This window comes from Paenibacillus sp. J22FR83 (assembly GCF_059691955.1).
Genome location: NZ_JCAUAM010000009.1, coordinates 116,190 through 133,864, shown reverse-complemented (window position 1 = coordinate 133,864; position 17,675 = coordinate 116,190). Strand labels below are relative to the sequence as shown.

Genomic DNA, 17,675 nt, shown 5'->3' with positions numbered 1-17,675 from the left:
AATGTACATGATGATTCATTCAAACCAGCCAACGTTACGTTAGTCAGGTGAGAAGCGGGCGCTTCTGCTTTACTCGAAATATAATATCATCTCATTCTAGAAAAGTCAACTCACTTGTTTACTTTTCATTTCATCCAACCGAATGACACGCGTATGTTCTGTGTGGCTCCATTGTTTGTTGTTTTGCGTGAAGAACGCATAGAACGTAATTGGCCACCAAGACAGCATGAAAATCGGGTAAAGCAGCAAGTACTTGTAAGTCTTCTTATTCGCCTTTTCAATCAACATCGCCATCGGTAGCAACACATAGATCGCCAAGCTGATTGAATTGATCAGCACAGGATTTACGTGAACCAGCGCTGAGTTAGCAGTTCCATGATCCGTCATAGATTGAATCCACAACATAACCGTTAGAATGGCACCGAAGAAAAAGTTGTATACATTCGCCGAATAGATCGCCGCGTCAATCTTCACCCAGCTGCCCGTCTTAATGCCTTGCCACAGCAATGGGAAGAAGAAGCGCTTCGCCACTTCAAAGTGACCTTGCATCCAACGCAGACGCTGCTTAGCAGAAGCACTGAACGTTAACGGTTTTTCATCATAGACACGCGTATCGTAGTTATACGTAGGTTTAATCCCCATTTGCACACACATCATGGAGAACTCAAGATCCTCAACCAAGCTTGTTGCCCGCCAGCCAACTTGCTTTAACAGTGCGGAGTCAAAGCACATGCCCGTCCCGCCAAGGTAATTGGCAAGCCCCAGATTGGAACGCGGCGTTTGGACGAAACGGTTCGCATAGAAGAACGAGATCGCAAACGAGCCTGTGATCCATGAATCATTCGGATTTTTGGTATCTAGATAAGCTTGAATCACGCGGGAACCTGAACACAAATCATTGTTCATGTGAATCAAATAATCTGGACTAACCAAGTTATCCGCATCAAACATCACGATACCATCGTATTGACGCTCACGCTTCCATAACTCTTTGAGCATCCATTCAATCGCATACCCTTTCCCTCTCAGGTTCGGGTTATGGCGTTCCATCGCATACACCCCGTGGTGTCTAGCAATGTCTGCCGTGTTATCCGTACAGTTGTCGCAAATCACGAAGATGTCATACATCTCTCTCGGATAATCCAACGTCTTCAGATTCTCAATCAAAGCCCCGACAACCTGCTCCTCATTATGAGCAGCAACCAATACAGCAAACGATTTCTGTGGAGCAAACATCTTTTTGTTCTTGGGACGATACCAACCAAAAAACGTTAAAAACAACTGATACGCACCGATCAAAGCCAAGAAAACCTGAACGGCAAGCATAATCTTGTCTAGCATGAAGCAAAGTCCCCCTTTTTTTGTGCACGTCAGCTATCTATTTGTATGCCTGGTGCTTTTATGTACAAATCATTCAAGTTAACAAACTTACGGTGAAACAATCGTTTCTGATTCTCCTCTCTTTCCTCCAGTTTGTCAAAGTCTACAAACTTCGAAAAAGCGTCAGTTCTTTGAAATTTGGGAGGTTCGCACACACCGAATAGAGCATGCGCTTGAAATCGGATCGAAAATGTCTTGTTTTCATCGTTTTTCATATATTGTGTACCAAAAGTTCACCATTTAGACGAACACTGCCTTTTCTATGTGGTGACGTCTTTATTATAAATTACTCAGCTATTCGCTGACAACTTTTGCTCAAATCCCCTGTAAATGGATAGCTCTGACTATTATAACAACATTCGCATTGTAAAGTCTGTAATAGTCCGTCGTTCACAATTAGGACATAACACCCCCAGTCGAGACAGGCTATCCGCACCAATTTTCGGAAATACTAGGTACAACATACTAGTATCTTTCCTAGGTCTAATCGCAGATAAATGCAATCCTACCATACAAATGTTAACGCCAGATTAGTGCAACATTAAAATGATTTTATGTATATTTATCATCCAGTTAATCCTCCACGAATAAACCCTTCGTACAATATAAATAGCGAGTATTTCTAAGTTTGAAGGAGGCGGTTACTCATGAGCAACAGCAAAGTTGTCCATTGGCTTCAAGATCATGAAACACGTCTATTCCACTTCGTCAATCAACGGATCCAACATCAATTCCTCGATCAATTCTTTACAAAAATCACTCATTTAGGCGGAGCCACAGCTTCCATTATGATCGCTTTATGCTTAGCTTGTTTTGGGCAAGGTTCACTGCGTATCGCTGGACTCCAAGCACTGCTTGCTTTGACCATCAGCCATATTCCTGTAGCCATTATGAAAAAAAGATACCCTAGACTTCGCCCTTATCTTGTTCATCCACAAGCCATTACACATAAGAACCCTCTAACCGATCACTCTTTCCCATCCGGACATACCACCGCTATTTTCTCGGTTATCATCCCTTGCGTATACGCTCTTCCTCTGCTAGGACTCGCACTAATCCCTATTGCCCTAGTTGTCGGCATGTCGCGGATTTACTTGGGACTTCATTATCCATCGGATTGTATCGTAGGTTGCATGATTGGAACAACGGTATCTGTAGTGACAGTTGCATGCTGGGGGTAAAACATGGATCACGTATCGCCAAAAAGAAGAGTGCTTATCTTATCTGAAGGCTTCGGTGCCGGCCATACGCAAGCTGCTTACGCACTGGCCAGCAGTTTAGAACAACGCTGCTCTACCATTGAAACCCGTGTCGTGGAACTTGGATCCTTCCTCCATCCTACGTTGGCCCCTTGGATTCTCGGCGCTTATAAGAAAACCATTGCTGCACAGCCCAAATGGTATGGTCGCCTGTACCGAGCTCAATATCAGAAATCACTGAATCCGTTGACACAGCTCGCCCTTCATCGCATTTTCTATGCGCAAACAGCAGCTATGATAAGACATTGGGCACCGCAAGCCATCGTCTGTACGCATCCTTTTCCCAGCGTCGTTGTTTCGCGACTGAAAAGAGCCGGCTTGCATATCCCTCTCTGCACCGTAATCACCGACTACGATGTTCATGGGACATGGGTCAGCCCTGAGGTCAATAAATACATGGTGTCTTCCGAAGATGTGAAACATAAACTTATCGTGCATGGCATCGCGGCCGCGCATGTCGAAATCACGGGAATTCCCGTGCATCCGAGCTTCCGAGTAGTCCATGATCGCACCTTAATTCGGCAGCAATTCAATCTCTCCGCCAAACCGACTGTATTGGTAATGGGCGGAGGTTGGGGACTCATAGGCGGAGATTCATTGAGCGAGCATTTACTCGCATGGCGAGAGCGAATTCAGTTCATTTTCTGCTTAGGTCATAACCACAAGGCCATCTCCAAACTCGCGGCAAACCCGCGGTATCAACACCCTCATATTCACCTGCTTGGATTTACACAAGAGATTGGCAAGTTGATGGAAGTCTCGGACCTCCTTGTGACGAAGCCAGGCGGAATGACATGTTCAGAAGGTCTAGCCAAATCGATTCCCATGTTATTCTATGATCCCATTCCAGGACAAGAGGAAGAGAACGTGGATTATTTCACTAAACATGGGTTCGGAGAATCGATTCGATCCGCAGATACGATCTCTCACTGGTTGACCATGTTGGCTAGCCGTTATGCGGATGTGCAGGCCAAGCGCATTTCCAATCAACACAGGAAAAGCCATTTGCCTGCGGGTGATGGTTCGGAAGTCATTCTCCAGCTGTTGGGTTAGCACATGAAAAAACAGACGAATCCTTGCTGCTCCTGAGCAACAGCGATTCGTCTGTTTGTATTTTATGCTTATTCAGCTGAATCTTCTTTCGATTCAGCGGCTAACGCGGTTGCCGCGGCTTGCTTCAACTGCTCTTGATGTGATGACAATGCTTCTTGTCCAATCACTACTTCACAGCGATGAATATTCATGCCTTGACCCGCGAATTTCGTTTCGTACTCCGTCATCACATGATCTGGATGAATGCCGTCCACGTGAAGATTTAGCGAAATATTACGCATTCTTAGCCCCATATCCGCAAATGAATTCAACGAGAATTCGAATAATGATTGCGAATCGGTTTTCAAATGAATTTCACCCTTCGCATTCAAAATTTGTTGATATTTCGCAACAAACCCCGGATGTGTTAGACGTCTGCGCGCATGCTTCTTCTTCGGCCATGGATCGCTAAAGTTCAAGTACACGCGCTCTAGCTCCCCTTCAGCAAAAGCCTCTTCAATATGCTCGATATTGAAAAGCATCAATCTCAGATTCGGAATGCTTAGCACGGCATCTTCTTCATTTTCCACTGTAATTTCATGAGCAACTTTGGCTTTCTCACTTGCTTTCCGAATCAACTCATCATACATATCGACACCAATGAAATTGATGTTAGGATACTTTTTACTCATTTCACTAATAAAGCGCCCTTTGCCCATACCAAGCTCGGCATGAATAGGGTTATTATTCCCGAACAACTCGGCCCATTTACCCTTATAATCTTTGGCATTTAGCACAACAAGTTCTTTTTGACGTTCTATATCTTCTCTGATACCTTTTCTGCCCCGTAAACGCATTATTCATTTGCCTCCTACACGTACATGCTATCGAATACAAATCATAGACGATTCTATAAAAAAAATCAAAGCTTTCCTCTAGTAGATGTATGGAAGAATGAAAGAAAACACCTTCCGAATGGAAGGTGCTTCGCTCTTAGAAGATAGATATTTATTTGTAACTTTCGTCTCTTCGACTGTTATTGCTGCGTAGTCCCGCTAAGCCTAATAACCCTACTAGACCTAACCAACCCCAATTATTGCCCTTATCATTGTCCGTTGTTGCATAAGCGCGATATGAATTCCCATTAGTGCTTGGTGTTGTTGTGCTTAGGCTTTTGGTACTTATGCCTTTGGTACTCATTCTATCAACCATATTTGCGCTGCGGTCAACACCGCGCTCGACCGCATTGGCCCCACGTTCGACACCGCGCTCAACCGCATTAGCCCCTCGCTCAACCGAATTTGTTCCATAGCCATTGATATGGTCTATAATGCCGGTGCCTCTCCCCGATGTGCCTGAATATGTGTTTGGCGTCGTTAAACTCCCATTGTAAACACCGTTCGTTCCGTTCCCGCTAAAATTTGGCGACGGACTGACGCCTGTCCCAAGCCCCATTCCTGGTGAAGTGGCATCATAATTGCTCCCCGTATACCCCGTTGATGTCGTAGTCCCCGTTGTTCCTGTTCCCAATGTCCCAATTGGTGATCCCGTTCCGACCGCATTGCCCGTATCCATTTGTGTTGCCTGAACCCCTGCTGCCCCCATACTTAAAGCTGTTGTCAGTGCTACGGCCAAAGTTATCGTGCGAAACTTTTTCATGTAGTCCATTTCCCCTCTCAGCTCGTAATTGTGGTGCAAGGTTATCATGCTCGCTAAGCAGAGGTTTTATTGGGGAACTTGTTGGAAAGGCAGGGGTCGCTTTCATGCGTAAATTTCGCTACAATATAGGTTGAAACAAGATTTAAAAGAAAGAGAAGTAACTGAAAGAAAGGATACCTGTCCTATGTCTACGATGATTCAGGAATCGCCACAGCTTTGGGGTGATAAACGTTTCCATACATGGAATTATGAAATGCGCGATGCCTTCGGAGGAAAAGTATTCAAAGTCATGCTTGACGCTGGCTTCACCTGCCCGAACCGCGATGGCAAAATTGCAACCGGCGGGTGCACCTTCTGCTCAGCACGCGGATCAGGAGATTTCGCTGGAAGTCGCCGCGATGATCTTGTCACACAGTTTAACAAGATCCGTGATCTCCAGCATCAAAAGTGGCCGGAAGCCAACTATATTGGCTATTTCCAAGCCTACACGAATACTTACGCCCCCGTTGAAGAGTTGCGAGAATATTATGAAGAGATTTTGAAACAACCTGGTGTGGTCGGTTTGTCTATCGCTACGCGGCCAGACTGCTTGCCAGATGATGTAATTGAATACTTGGCGGAATTGAATCAACGCACCTATTTGTGGATTGAAATGGGTCTGCAAACCGTGCATGAATCCACATCGGTGCTGATCAATCGCGCTCATGATACGCAATGTTATCTCGATGCTGTAGCTAAACTGCGCAAACATAATATTCGCGTGTGTGCACACATTATTTATGGATTGCCTGGCGAAACCCACGACATGATGCTGGATACAGGCAAGGCGGTTGCCCAAATGGATGTGCAAGGCATCAAGATTCATTTGCTTCATCTCATGCGCAAAACCCCGATGGTGAAGCAATATGAAGCTGGCTTGTTGCAGTTCTTAGAGAAAGATGAGTACGTGAAGCTGATCGTGGATACGTTGGAGATACTGCCGCCAGACATGATCGTTCATCGACTCACAGGAGATGCCCCTCGGGATCTACTGATTGGGCCCATGTGGAGCCTCAAAAAGTGGGAAGTGTTGAACGCTTTTGATAAATTGCTCATGGAGAGAAATACGTGGCAAGGCAAGTATTGGGCTCATTCCGGAACTTAAGCCTAATTTACGTACAACTAGCTTCTCTTTCTATATTTCCTGGGAAATTGTCGAGAAATGCGATAGCAAGCAATGGAGGCACTCTACACATGGGATTCGTTTCAGTTCTGAGTTATGTACACCAATTAATCGGGCAGCGCGTCGGCTCTGGTGATACCGTAATCGATGCCACGCTCGGCACAGGCGTGGACGCCTTGTACATGGCGAAGCTCGTAGGCGCCCGCGGCAGCGTCTACGGCTTCGATATCCAGCAGGCCGCGCTGGATCAAACCAAGCAGCGTCTGGCGAAGGAACTGCCAGACGCCAACGTGCACATGAGCTTATGCAGCCATGCGCTCATGGAAGCGGCGGTGCCGCAAGACCGCCACGGCAAAGTCGCCGCGGTCACCTTCAATCTCGGCTACCTGCCAGGAGCCGATACAGCCATTATCACCGAGCAGGAATCCACCATTCCTGCTCTTGAAGCTGCGCTCCGCCTGCTGCGCAAAGGCGGGATCGTGACCATCGTGCTGTACAGCGGGCACGATGGCGGGTCCGAAGAAGCCGTAGCGGTCGAGCGCTGGGCTTCTCAATTGCCACTCGCAGCGGTTCAAGTGCTGCGGTATCAATTTGCCAATCGCAGCGCCTCCGCGCCGTATCTCTTGGCTCTAGAAAAAAGATAGCCGCATGATATAATGCTAGAGTGGTATAAAAGACAGAATGATAGAATAGACTAGGGGAAAGTAGGGATTGTTTTGAAATCATACCCGTTACAATTTCAACCTGAAATGAAAGAACGCGTTTGGGGAGGCAGAACCCTTGAACGTTTCGGTTTTGAACTGCCAGAAGGTGCAATCGGAGAAGGTTGGATGATCGGCGATCATCCGAACGGAACGACGAAAGTGATCAACGGCGAATTGGCTGGCCTTGGATTGGACGAGATTCGTGAGAAATATGGCAAAACCTTGTTCGGTACCAAAGGCTTTTCTGAGAAAAACGGCCGTTTTCCACTCTTAATCAAATTGCTCGATTGCGAAGACGATCTGTCTGTTCAGGTTCATCCCAATGATCACTATGAGAACCTAGCCGCTGGTGAACTTGGCAAAACAGAAATGTGGTACATTCTTGATGCGAAGCCAGGTGCCAAAATTATTTATGGCATGAAAGAAGGCGTAACACGGGAAAGCCTTGCCGAAGCGATTGCGGAGAACCGCATCATGGATTGCTTGCAAGAAGTTCCTGTTGAAGCTGGCGATTCCTTCTACATACCTGCTGGTACGGTTCACGCCCTAGGCGCGGGAGTCCTGGTAGCCGAAATTCAACAAAACTCTGATACAACGTATCGTTTATATGATTACAACCGTCCAGGATTGGATGGCAAAATGCGCGAACTGCATATCGAGGATTCCCTTAATGTGATCGCGTACGAAGGTTCAGGTTCCACACGCATGAAAACCGATTTATCCGAAGCAGGTACATGGTTAACGCTCGCTTCCTCTCCTTTTTTCACCGTGGAAAAAGGTCTTGTAGGTCCGCAATGGGAGCTTACTACAACGCCAGACAGCTTCGTTATTCTTGTTATCGCAGATGGCAACGGAACGTTGCAATGGGGAGATGGCCAAATCGCGACGAAGCCAGGCGACTGCTTCTTGCTTCCTGCAGATTTGGGCAGCTATTCCCTTGAGGGCAGCATGACAGTGATTCGTAGTTACTTGCCTTAAAAATAATAAAGCTCTCTGACAACCCCACGATTGATGGGTACTGTCAGAGAGCTTTTATTTGATTCTTAGTGTTCTTCCGTAAGGCTGCTTTCTTTCAGGATCACGTCATGTGCTCCGCCTTCAACGAGTGAAGTTGCGGATACGAGCGCGATTCTTGCGTTTTGCTTCAGTTCATCCAGCGTCAAAGAACCACAGTTGCACATCGTGGACTTGATTTTCCCCAGCGTCTTGTCCAAATTCTCTTGCAGACTTCCCGCATAAGGAACATAGGAGTCTACGCCTTCTTCGAACAGAAGCTTGCTCTTGCCGCCCGTGTCATAACGCTGCCAGTTACGGGCACGATTGGAACCTTCGCCCCAATATTCTTTCACGAAATTGTTGCCGACTTTCAGCTTACGAGTTGGACTCTCATCGAAACGAGCGAAATATCTGCCCAGCATAACGAAGTCAGCGCCCATCGCCAAAGCAAGGGTCACATGGTAGTCGTGTACGATACCACCATCGGAACAGATCGGAATGTAGATCCCTGTTTCTCTGAAGTACTCGTCTCTCGCTTCGACAACCTCCATCACAGAGGATGCTTGGCCGCGGCCAATCCCTTTTTGCTCCCGCGTAATACAGATGGAACCGCCGCCGATCCCCACTTTAATAAAGTCAGCACCTGACTCTACTAAGTAACGGAAACCTTCGCGATCAACTACGTTACCCGCACCGATTTTCACATCAAAGTTCTGTTTCACGTACTGTACCGTCTCATGCTGCCACTCACTGTAACCGTCAGAAGAATCGATTACCAGAATGTCTACGCCCGCTTCAACAAGCGCTGGAACTCTCTCCGTATAATCTTTGGTGTTAATCCCTGCGCCAACAATGTAGCTCTTGTTCTTGTCAAGCAGCTCCATCGGGTTCTCTTTGTGCTCATCATAATCTTTACGGAAGACAAGCGTATCCAGATTGCCATTGTCATCAACAACAGGCAAGCAGTTCAGTTTGTGATCCCAGATCAAGTTATTTGCTTCCGAAAGCGTGATACCGGATTTACCGTAAATTAATTTCTCAAACGGTGTCATGAACTCCGAAATTTTGCGTTCTAACGGATCACGGCTCTTGCGATAGTCACGACCTGTTACAATGCCCAGCAATTTGCCGTTCGCTGTGCCATCGTCGGTGATTGCAACCGTAGAGTGCCCTGTTTCTTCTTTCAAAGCTAGCACATCACTAAGGGATTGCTCAGGCTTCAGGTTGGAGCGGCTTACGACGAAACCAGCCTTGTACCCTTTTACCTTGCGCACCATCTGTGCTTGCTCTTCAATTGACTGGGAGCCGAAAATGAACGAAATCCCGCCACTACGCGCCAACGCAATAGCCATTCCATCATCGGATACGGCTTGCATGACAGCAGAAGAAAACGGGATATTCAGTGAGATCGCAGGCTCCTCACCTTTATTAAACTTGACTAGCGGGGTCTTAAGCTTTACATTCGCCGGTGTACATGCCTTCGTCGTCAGGTTAGGAATCAACAGAAACTCACTAAACGTACGCGATGGTTCCATATAATACGTAGCCACTTTACATTTTCCTCCTAATAATAGGGATCTTTGAGCATTCCTCAAAGTCTCTCACTCGACTGATCCATAGGTAAATTTTTATAATCTTATCACTGAACCTTACCTGTGGTCAATGGATTTTTTAGGGAAATGTTCAGTTGGCTACAAGGTGGCGTTATTTCGTCCAAATTTGAGGTTCAAAACCCTTACTCGAATATTCAATGTAGGATGGAGAAATGTCCATCACGACATAGTTAGGATCATGCGGTCCATCAAACCATTCCTTCATCTCATCGTTCCATAGTTTCTCGCGAAGCGCATTATCTGAAGAGATCTTGGCCGTCGCTTGGATTTGCAAAATGTTCGGCGTAGCCTTGCCATCATATCCCACAAGAATATGCACATTGGGATTCTCTTGGAGTTCTTCTACTTTATCTGTTTTCTTATTCGTTGCCAAATAAATCGTGAGCCCATCGTGAAACAAAGCCATGTAACGCACCTTTGGCTTGTTACCGTCAATGGTCGCAAAGGAGCACACCTGGTTGGCGTTCAGCACACCGATGATTTGTTCTTCGAGTTGTGACTTTTTCGTTTCGATCATAGTTATCTCTCCTCTCAGTCTGAAACTGCTTTAACTATCCTAGATTACCCATATGGGCGCGTGTTCAATCGGTTTATACGAAAAAAATCCCCCTCGCGATAGGCGCAAGGGGGATTAGGGTTAGATCGTTGCCAGCTGCTGCAGCGGCATCGTATAGTAGGACGCTGGCTTCTGCGCGTCCGGCGGGAAGTGCACGACAAGCAGCTCCTTGCTGCTTTGGTCGAGTTCGCCGCTTTGCAGATACGTCTGCAAAGCGAACGGCAAGACCTCAAGCATGGCATGCTTGTGGAGGTCTTTCTCATTGATGCGGAGGCTGTGGAAGTCTCCGCTGACAAGCTCAGGCTGCTCCGCGATCAGCTTGAGGTACGCATTCTGTTCGGACTTCTCCAGGGTGAAGTCCCACCAGATCTTGCGCGGCTTATACTTGTGGCCGAGGAAGTAATCAAGCTTCATCAAGCCTTCGATGATGTGCATGTTGGACGTTCCGCGATGAAGCAGGAACTCGCGCAAGCGAGTGAACAGATCCTCGAGCTGGTGCCCGATCTTCTGCCAGCCGCGGCCTTCCCAGAAGTCGCCGAACTCTTGGAAGAAATCGAACGCCGATGCGAACTCCCTAGCGATGAGATGCTTCACCGTGTGATCCATACGGTGCGCATTCCAATATTTCTCAAGCACATCCTCCACACGCTTGATGCGAATCAAATCCGTGAACGGCAGGATGTCGTTGCCAAGAATCTCATAAGGGGCGTGATCCATATACACGTAGCCAAATTTATGGGCATCTTTACGCATTCCTGTGCCTCGCAGCATTTTGAGGAAGCCGAGTTGGAGCTCTTCGGGCCCTAATTCGAAAACATCGTTAAACGTCTTACGGAACGAGTTGTAATCCTCTTCTGGCAATCCAGCGATGAGATCGAGATGCTGATCGATTTTGAGGCTGTTTTTCACCTTAGACACGGTACGGCTCAGCTTGAAGAAATTCTGTCTGCGCTGCACGAGATCATTCGTCGTGTCATTCGTTGATTGCACGCCGATTTCGAAACGGAACGTACCTGGAGGGGCATTTTCAGCGAGATAATCTAGAACCTCCGGCCGCATAATGTCCGCCGTAATCTCGAATTGGAACACGGTGCCGCGATGATTTTGGATAAGGAATTCAAAGATTTCCATCGCATAGTCGCGCTTAATATTAAACGTACGATCCACGAATTTGATCAACTTCGCTCCTGAATCAATGAGGTACAGCAGATCCGCTTTCGTCCGCTCCATATCAAAATACCGCACACCTACCTCGATACTCGATAAGCAGAATTGGCAGGAAAACGGGCAGCCGCGGCTTGTCTCAAAGTAGACAACACGATTGGCTAGACTCGGAAGATCTTCCTTGAAGCGATGCGGCGACGGGATATCATCCAGCTTCAGCTTCGGTCTGCCTGGCATCAGAATCACTTCTTGTTCCTTCCGATAGGCAACTCCGTAGACAAAGTGGTATTTGCGCGTCGTTGAAATTTCGGTCAATAGTTGGTGGAACGTCTCCTCCCCTTCACCCATCACGATGAAATCAACCTCTGGAATGCGCTCCATCCAGTAGTCCGTGTCATAAGAAACCTCGGGTCCACCAAGGACGATGAGGATGTCGGGTCTGATTTTCTTGATCATTTTGATAATATGAATCGTCTCTTCAATGTTCCATATGTAACAAGAGAAGCCAAGTACGTCCGGCGCCTTCTGATAGATGTCAGAGACGACATTCATGACGGGATCTTTGATCGTATATTCGGATATCTCAACATCAAAATCCTTCTCGCAGAACGCTTTCAGATAGCGTAAAGCCAAGGAGGTATGAATGAATTTGGCATTCAGTGTGGATACAAGTACTTTCATAGGAAGGAAACCTCGTTCTATTGGGTTATCGTGCCTTCTAATTCTACACGAAAACCGCGGAAATACAAAGGAAAGCCCTCCCATGCGGGACGACTTTAGCAGCGTTTATGCAAATGGCAACCCTTTTAAAGAACCATGTCGTCGTCCAAATGAGGGACTTCATAGGGAAACTGGAGGTAGGAGGCTTCTTCGATTGCGTTTTTCCAGCGTTCAGCATGGGAGTAAAGCTGCTGCTCGACCTCTTGAATCCTCTGACTGATTTCGCCAGCCGTTTCCACAGGTTCACGTTGCAGCGCTTGTTGTAGGGTCGTGCGTTCTTCAAACCATTGCGTTAATTGGTATAAAAGCATAAGGGGCCGCCTCTCACACGTAAGATATGTATCCGCTAGTGTTCCCTGATTTGAGGAGTCGTATTCGAGAGGCTTGTTCGCAAAGATAACGTTATGAAACCATCTTATTTGCTCGTCTGGAAGAAATTTCAGAAGAATAGCGCTATGGCACAGTGTTATTGCAGGATAAATGGCCAAATTCACTCATTCTAGTCGAAATAACGTTATTGGGTAACGCTATTTCTTCGTATAACAAATAGGTGGAGTTAATAACGTTATGGCAGACCCTTATTTAAAATTGGTTGTGGCCGCATTATTGTTGGGGGAGACAATTGGGAGGCTCAGCACATACGCAGAATAGAAAACCCCAGCGTTCACTTAAGACGCTGGGGTTTTCAGACATATCTATTTCAACAAAGCTCCATCCCGCTCCAGGATAGCCTGCAGCTCAGCTACGTTAATCTCCGCTGGCTGCACACCGTGCTTCACAGCGAGTCCAGCAGCGGAGCCTGCGGCTTGGCCTGTGGCCATGCAGCTCGGCGTGAGGCGCGTAGTCGCCAGCGCTTCATGCGTAGTCGAGATGCAGCGACCTGCGGTGAGCAGGTTCTCGATTTTTTGAGGCAGCAAGCAGCGGTAAGGGATGTCGTAGGCGCCGTCTCCTTTGACCCATGCGGCGGTTACGCCTTTGCCTGATGGATCGTGGATGTCGATCGGGTAGCCGCTGCGTGCGATCACGTCCTCAAAATGACGGCCTTGCACGACATCATCCACCTGCAGCGCATATTGACCGTCAATACGGCGTGTTTCCCGAATACCAATTTGTGCGCCAACGTTGGAGATGGAGGCTTTTTCGAAGCCTGGCAAGTTATTGCGCATAAATTCAGCGACCATCAGCACCTGTTTGCGCCCCAACTCCTCGGCCTCTGTTAAATCCTCCACATCGGTGCCATCCAGCCCTTGCACGCGCGTAGTATTGACCAGTACTTCGTCGTCCTCTGGACCTGTGAAGAATAGCACTTGATCGCGATTGATCGGAAGATTCGCTTCCTTCCAGTGTTTGAAATAGCCGAGTACACCAGAAAGAGGGAGATCAGCGAGCTCGGAGAAAGGCGTCTTTTTATAAAACTCATCGGGATGATCGATCATGTATTGTTTCACGGCAGGCAGATTCACACCGCGCATTCTGAATTTCATCGTCATTGGCTGTGTTGCTTTATCTCCATCACGCCCTTTGAGGCACGGTGCACCAGACAGATACGCAAGATCAGCGTCACCAGTCGTATCGATGAATACTTTACCTCTGACATCAATTCGGCCGGATTTGGACGTTAGCTGCACAGATTGAATACGATTGTCCACGGTCTCCACATGATCGACAAAGCTATGGAATAACAACTTAACGCCTGCTTCTTTGAGCATATCGACGGCAAGAACTTTATAAATTTCAGGGTGATAAGGTGTGATCGTATTGACGAAACCAACCGTATCCCGAAGATGCCCTGGTGATGCATTCATGGCCATGAGGCGGTCAATAATTTCTTGCGCGAGCCCTGCAATAACTTGCTTACCATCTGTTGTATGAAACGTCATCCATGGATACACAAGCGCTGCTGTCGACATGCCGCCAATAAAGCCATATTTCTCTATCAGAACAGTTGAGGCCCCGCTTCTCCCTGCTGCAATCGCCGCATTGACACCCGCTGGTCCTCCCCCTACTACAACTACATCTGCTTCTATCTGTTTAATCATCTAACAACTCTCCCTTATCTTAAATGTTGGTAAGTCACTTGCCACTCACTCACTTGCTTCTCTCTTAGTGTAGTTTAAAATTAAGCTTCTTTTTAGTTTAAAATTAGTTTAAAATTAGAGGAATAGAAGGCAGTCAGAAAAGGGGCATCTCAGACGTATGCGAAAACGAATTACACTCCACGATTTGGCCGCTCGGCTCGGTTTAACGATACAAACGGTATCGAAGGCGCTGCGCGGGCTGCCTGGTATGTCCGAGCAGACACGAAGCGAAGTTTTCAAGCTAGCGCGCGAACTTGGCTATATGACCAAAGACCAGAAACTAACACTTCAACAAGATTTAATCTCACCGTATCCCGTCGTGCAGCGCAGATTCGTGCTCGTCCAGAATAAGCTATCTTTGAACTTTAACCGCCTGTTGCTGCAAGGCTTGCACGAACGGTTCATGGAGTTTGGCCACACGGTTCAACCACTCCTTATTCCGCCAAAACTCAAGCCCTCACAATTCGACGACTGGGCTGAGGACGAAGGTTTGTTATATGCGGAGGGCGTGTTTATCGCACCGCGGATGAATTGGGATCTCTTGGAGCAGAAGCTGTTAGAGCTCCAGCTCCCGCGAATTCTCTTGAATTTCCCACCTCCGGAGTCCAAGGTCGATAGTGTCATATGGGACGTGTACGAGGCAGTCTATCAGGCGGTGCGCAGGCTCGTGCGAATGGGCCATAGGAACATTCTTTATGTCGGAGATACGAAGGATCAGCGCGGATTCGTTATTCGTTGGCAGGCTTTCACGGAAGCGATGAAAGAAGCTGGGCTGACGGTGGATCCTAGTGAGCACGCGATAGAGCGAGATGGTTCCGAGGGGTGGTTGGTGGATTTCCAGCAGAAATATGAGCTGCGTCAGCCAACGGCTGTGATTTGCGGCATTGATGAGGAAGCTGCGCCTGTGTATCACACCCTTCGCCGATTAGGCGTTAGTGTGCCGCAGCAATGCTCGCTGGTTGCGCTGTTGAATGAGCAAAGCGACACGCTGCCGCTCTGTTCTCGCCCTCAACTGCCGATTCGTGAGGCTGGCTATCGCGCAGCGGATCGCATGCTATGGCGGATTGCCAATCCGCATTTACCCTATGAGCATGTGCGGCTGCAAGGGGATTTTTTCACGGGGAGCACGATTCAGAAGTTGCAGGGTTAACAATAACGAAACGATCATTTCATTTGCTTTTATGAACGTGGTATATTGGAGGTCGAATGATCTGACCGGAAGGTAAGCCATCGTACTAGGAGGTAATATTTTAATATGCAAAAGAAACCAGGTTCACGTCCGAAAGGAAACCCCAGCCATAAACCCAAATTCGGTACGCATAAAGCACAAACCCAGTCCTTGCAAGCAGGTGCAGCTAAAGGGGGTCAAGAGTCGAGCACTCGCCAGTACACGGTAAAGGAACCCACTGAGCTTCTGCCCTTCTTGTTGGAAAAGCTCTCAAGTCTTGGCCGGAATGCCGTCAAAGCTATTCTCGCTCGTGGCCAAGTCTCCGTGAATGGCAAAGCAGTAACGGCTTATAATCACCCTTTGCAACCGGAAATGATAGTCACGATCAACAAAGATAAAGTTGTAGAAGATATCCCGCTGGCAGGCATGACGATTATGCACGAAGATCACGATGTCATTGTCATTCAAAAGGATGCAGGCCTCCTATCCATTGCAACGGATACACAGGAAAATCAAATCACAGCCTACCGCCAATTGACGGCCCATGTGAGAAATCATGATCCGAAGGCGCGGATTTTCGTCGTTCATCGCCTAGATCGGGACACATCCGGAGTGATGATGTTTGCGAAGAATGAGCAAGCGCAGCAGCACTTGCAGAACACGTGGCAAGAGAGCGTTAAGGAGCGGACGTACGTCGCCCTAGTGGAAGGCATGGTGCGCAAGCCAGAGGGAACGATTTCTTCCTGGCTCAAAGAGCACACGAAATCGCTCAAAATGTTCTCCACGCCGTACCCGAACGATGGACAGCATGCGGTCACGCATTACAAAACGCTGCAAGCGAACAAGAACTTCTCCCTGCTTGAAGTGAACCTGGAGACGGGTCGTAAAAACCAAATTCGCGTTCATATGCAGGATATCGGCCACCCTGTCGCTGGGGATAAAAAGTATGGCTCCAAATCGAAGGAGATCAATCGCCTTGGTCTGCATGCGCGCGTGCTAGCCTTTATGCACCCGACGACAGGGCAGTTAATGCGTTTTGAGACGCAAATTCCGAAAGTATTTTTGAACCCTTTTAAAGAGCCTGGTGTGAAGAAGTAGTTCGCGAAATGTGAAAAAGTTGACTCCATTGAAAAGTTAGACTAGTGGGAGAGTGTGTACATAGATGAATATCGTTGTTCTTGATGGATATACATTGAATCCAGGTGATTTGGATTGGAGCGGCTTTGAAGCGCTTGGTGAACTGGTTGTTTATGATCGAACCGCTGCATCCGAAATCGTTGAGCGTGCGGCCAACGCAGACATCGTGCTGACAAATAAAACGCCTCTCTCCGCTGACACGCTAAGTCAACTGCCGAAACTGAGATATGTCGGTGTTTTGGCAACTGGCTACAATATTGTAAATGTACAAGCCGCGAAAGAACGCGGTGTTGTAGTGACCAATGTTCCTGCGTATAGCACGCACTCGGTTGCTCAGTTGGTTTTTGCACTGGTGTTAGAATTCTGCCACCGGGTACAGCGCCATAGCGACAGCGTGCTTCAAGGGGATTGGGCTGGATCGGTTGATTTCTACTACAGTGTCTCCCCTCTCGTTGAATTAAACGGACAAACCTTGGGGCTGATCGGACTTGGTCAGATAGGCAAGCAAACAGCTCTGATCGCCCAGGCGATGGGTATGAAGGTCATTGCGACAGGGAGCGGACGAAATGTGCCACAACCTGTGGAAGGCATTGAATGGGTATCGCTTGAGGAGTTGCTGCAACGCGCTGATATCGTTAGTCTGCATTGTCCACTGACGCCTGCAACGAACGAGCTGATTAATGCGGAGCGGATCGCCATGATGAAACCATCGGCAATTCTAATTAATACTGCCAGAGGTGGACTGCTTAACGAAGCAGATGTTGCGCAAGCTTTGAACGAAGGCCGCCTAGCTGGAGCCGGACTTGATGTGTTGACCATTGAACCGCCAAAACCGGATACTCCTTTGCTGCATGCGCGGAATGTAATTATTACTCCGCATATCGCTTGGGCAACGAAGGAAGCTAGAACGAGGTTGATGGCTGTTGCAAGCAGTAATGCGCGGAGTTTCGTCGCGGGTCAACCGGTGAATGTGATCGGATAGTATGAAAGGACTGCTGCCAAAGTTCGTGAATTCGAAGCTTTGGCGGCAGTCCTTTTTAATTGTCG

Annotated in this window: 16 protein-coding genes and 1 other annotated feature (1 of these 17 only partly in view); of the genes, 8 read left to right on the top strand and 8 right to left on the bottom strand. The window is 47.8% G+C overall.

What is annotated here, in order from left to right; translation table 11 throughout:
• Positions 1-76 (bottom strand) — a sequence feature (ribosomal protein L20 leader region); it reaches 69 nt to the left of the window's first position.
• A gap of 29 nt (positions 77-105) precedes the next feature.
• Positions 106-1,341, bottom strand: a complete 1,236-nt coding sequence (locus AC58PV_RS17695) for a glycosyltransferase family 2 protein (RefSeq protein WP_497433545.1) — start codon at positions 1,339-1,341, stop codon at positions 106-108.
• 686 nt (positions 1,342-2,027) lie between these two features.
• On the opposite strand from AC58PV_RS17695, the gene AC58PV_RS17690 reads away from it, so the two are divergent.
• Together AC58PV_RS17690 and AC58PV_RS17685 are read left to right on the top strand one after the other, a co-directional pair.
• Positions 2,028-2,561: a phosphatase PAP2 family protein gene (locus AC58PV_RS17690; RefSeq protein WP_497433544.1), complete on the top strand. Its 534-nt coding sequence runs from the start codon at positions 2,028-2,030 to the stop codon at positions 2,559-2,561.
• 3 nt (positions 2,562-2,564) lie between these two features.
• A complete protein-coding gene (locus tag AC58PV_RS17685; protein WP_497433543.1) occupies positions 2,565-3,692 on the top strand; it encodes an MGDG synthase family glycosyltransferase in 1,128 nt (375 codons plus the stop codon).
• Positions 3,693-3,760: 68 nt separating this feature from the next.
• Here the strand turns inward: AC58PV_RS17685 and trmB are convergent, their stop codons facing one another.
• Together trmB and AC58PV_RS17675 are read right to left on the bottom strand one after the other, a co-directional pair.
• On the bottom strand, positions 3,761-4,528 hold the full coding sequence (trmB, locus tag AC58PV_RS17680; RefSeq protein ID WP_497433541.1) for a tRNA (guanosine(46)-N7)-methyltransferase TrmB: 768 nt from the start codon (positions 4,526-4,528) through the stop codon (positions 3,761-3,763).
• A gap of 151 nt (positions 4,529-4,679) precedes the next feature.
• A complete protein-coding gene (locus AC58PV_RS17675; RefSeq protein WP_497433540.1) occupies positions 4,680-5,330 on the bottom strand; it encodes a WGxxGxxG family protein in 651 nt (216 codons plus the stop codon).
• Between the two features lie 184 nt (positions 5,331-5,514).
• Here AC58PV_RS17675 and mnmL point away from each other — a divergent pair, with 184 nt between their 5' ends.
• From mnmL to AC58PV_RS17660, 3 genes are all read left to right on the top strand, one after another.
• Positions 5,515-6,474 carry a tRNA modification radical SAM protein MnmL/YtqA gene (mnmL, locus tag AC58PV_RS17670; RefSeq protein WP_497433539.1) on the top strand — a complete coding sequence of 320 codons (960 nt, stop codon included), beginning with the start codon at positions 5,515-5,517 and terminating at the stop codon, positions 6,472-6,474.
• 89 nt (positions 6,475-6,563) lie between these two features.
• A complete protein-coding gene (mnmM, locus tag AC58PV_RS17665; RefSeq protein ID WP_497433538.1) occupies positions 6,564-7,136 on the top strand; it encodes a tRNA 5-(aminomethyl)-2-thiouridylate-methyltransferase MnmM in 573 nt (190 codons plus the stop codon).
• A 72-nt stretch (positions 7,137-7,208) separates the two neighbouring features.
• A complete protein-coding gene (locus tag AC58PV_RS17660; protein ID WP_497433536.1) occupies positions 7,209-8,174 on the top strand; it encodes a type I phosphomannose isomerase catalytic subunit in 966 nt (321 codons plus the stop codon).
• 65 nt (positions 8,175-8,239) lie between these two features.
• Here AC58PV_RS17660 and AC58PV_RS17655 read toward each other — a convergent pair whose 3' ends face one another.
• From AC58PV_RS17655 to AC58PV_RS17635, 5 genes are all read right to left on the bottom strand, one after another.
• Entirely contained in the window at positions 8,240-9,742 is a 1,503-nt protein-coding gene (locus tag AC58PV_RS17655) for an IMP dehydrogenase (RefSeq protein ID WP_497433534.1), read from the bottom strand.
• A 154-nt stretch (positions 9,743-9,896) separates the two neighbouring features.
• Complete coding sequence (locus tag AC58PV_RS17650) at positions 9,897-10,322, bottom strand: pyridoxamine 5'-phosphate oxidase family protein (protein WP_497433533.1); 426 nt, start codon at positions 10,320-10,322, stop codon at positions 9,897-9,899.
• 120 nt (positions 10,323-10,442) lie between these two features.
• Positions 10,443-12,206 carry a B12-binding domain-containing radical SAM protein gene (locus tag AC58PV_RS17645; protein ID WP_497433531.1) on the bottom strand — a complete coding sequence of 588 codons (1,764 nt, stop codon included), beginning with the start codon at positions 12,204-12,206 and terminating at the stop codon, positions 10,443-10,445.
• 125 nt (positions 12,207-12,331) lie between these two features.
• Positions 12,332-12,556: a hypothetical protein gene (locus AC58PV_RS17640; protein ID WP_497433530.1), complete on the bottom strand. Its 225-nt coding sequence runs from the start codon at positions 12,554-12,556 to the stop codon at positions 12,332-12,334.
• 384 nt (positions 12,557-12,940) lie between these two features.
• Positions 12,941-14,284, bottom strand: coding sequence for an FAD-dependent oxidoreductase (locus tag AC58PV_RS17635; protein ID WP_497433529.1), 1,344 nt, complete (start codon positions 14,282-14,284; stop codon positions 12,941-12,943).
• 157 nt (positions 14,285-14,441) lie between these two features.
• On the opposite strand from AC58PV_RS17635, the gene AC58PV_RS17630 reads away from it, so the two are divergent.
• The 3 genes from AC58PV_RS17630 to AC58PV_RS17620 all read left to right on the top strand — a co-directional run bounded on the left by AC58PV_RS17630 (position 14,442) and on the right by AC58PV_RS17620 (position 17,610).
• Complete coding sequence (locus tag AC58PV_RS17630) at positions 14,442-15,473, top strand: LacI family DNA-binding transcriptional regulator (RefSeq protein WP_497433528.1); 1,032 nt, start codon at positions 14,442-14,444, stop codon at positions 15,471-15,473.
• A gap of 105 nt (positions 15,474-15,578) precedes the next feature.
• Entirely contained in the window at positions 15,579-16,589 is a 1,011-nt protein-coding gene (locus AC58PV_RS17625; RefSeq protein ID WP_497433526.1) for an RluA family pseudouridine synthase, read from the top strand.
• Positions 16,590-16,653: 64 nt separating this feature from the next.
• On the top strand, positions 16,654-17,610 hold the full coding sequence (locus tag AC58PV_RS17620) for a D-2-hydroxyacid dehydrogenase (RefSeq protein ID WP_497433525.1): 957 nt from the start codon (positions 16,654-16,656) through the stop codon (positions 17,608-17,610).
• The last annotated feature ends 65 nt before the right edge of the window (positions 17,611-17,675 follow it).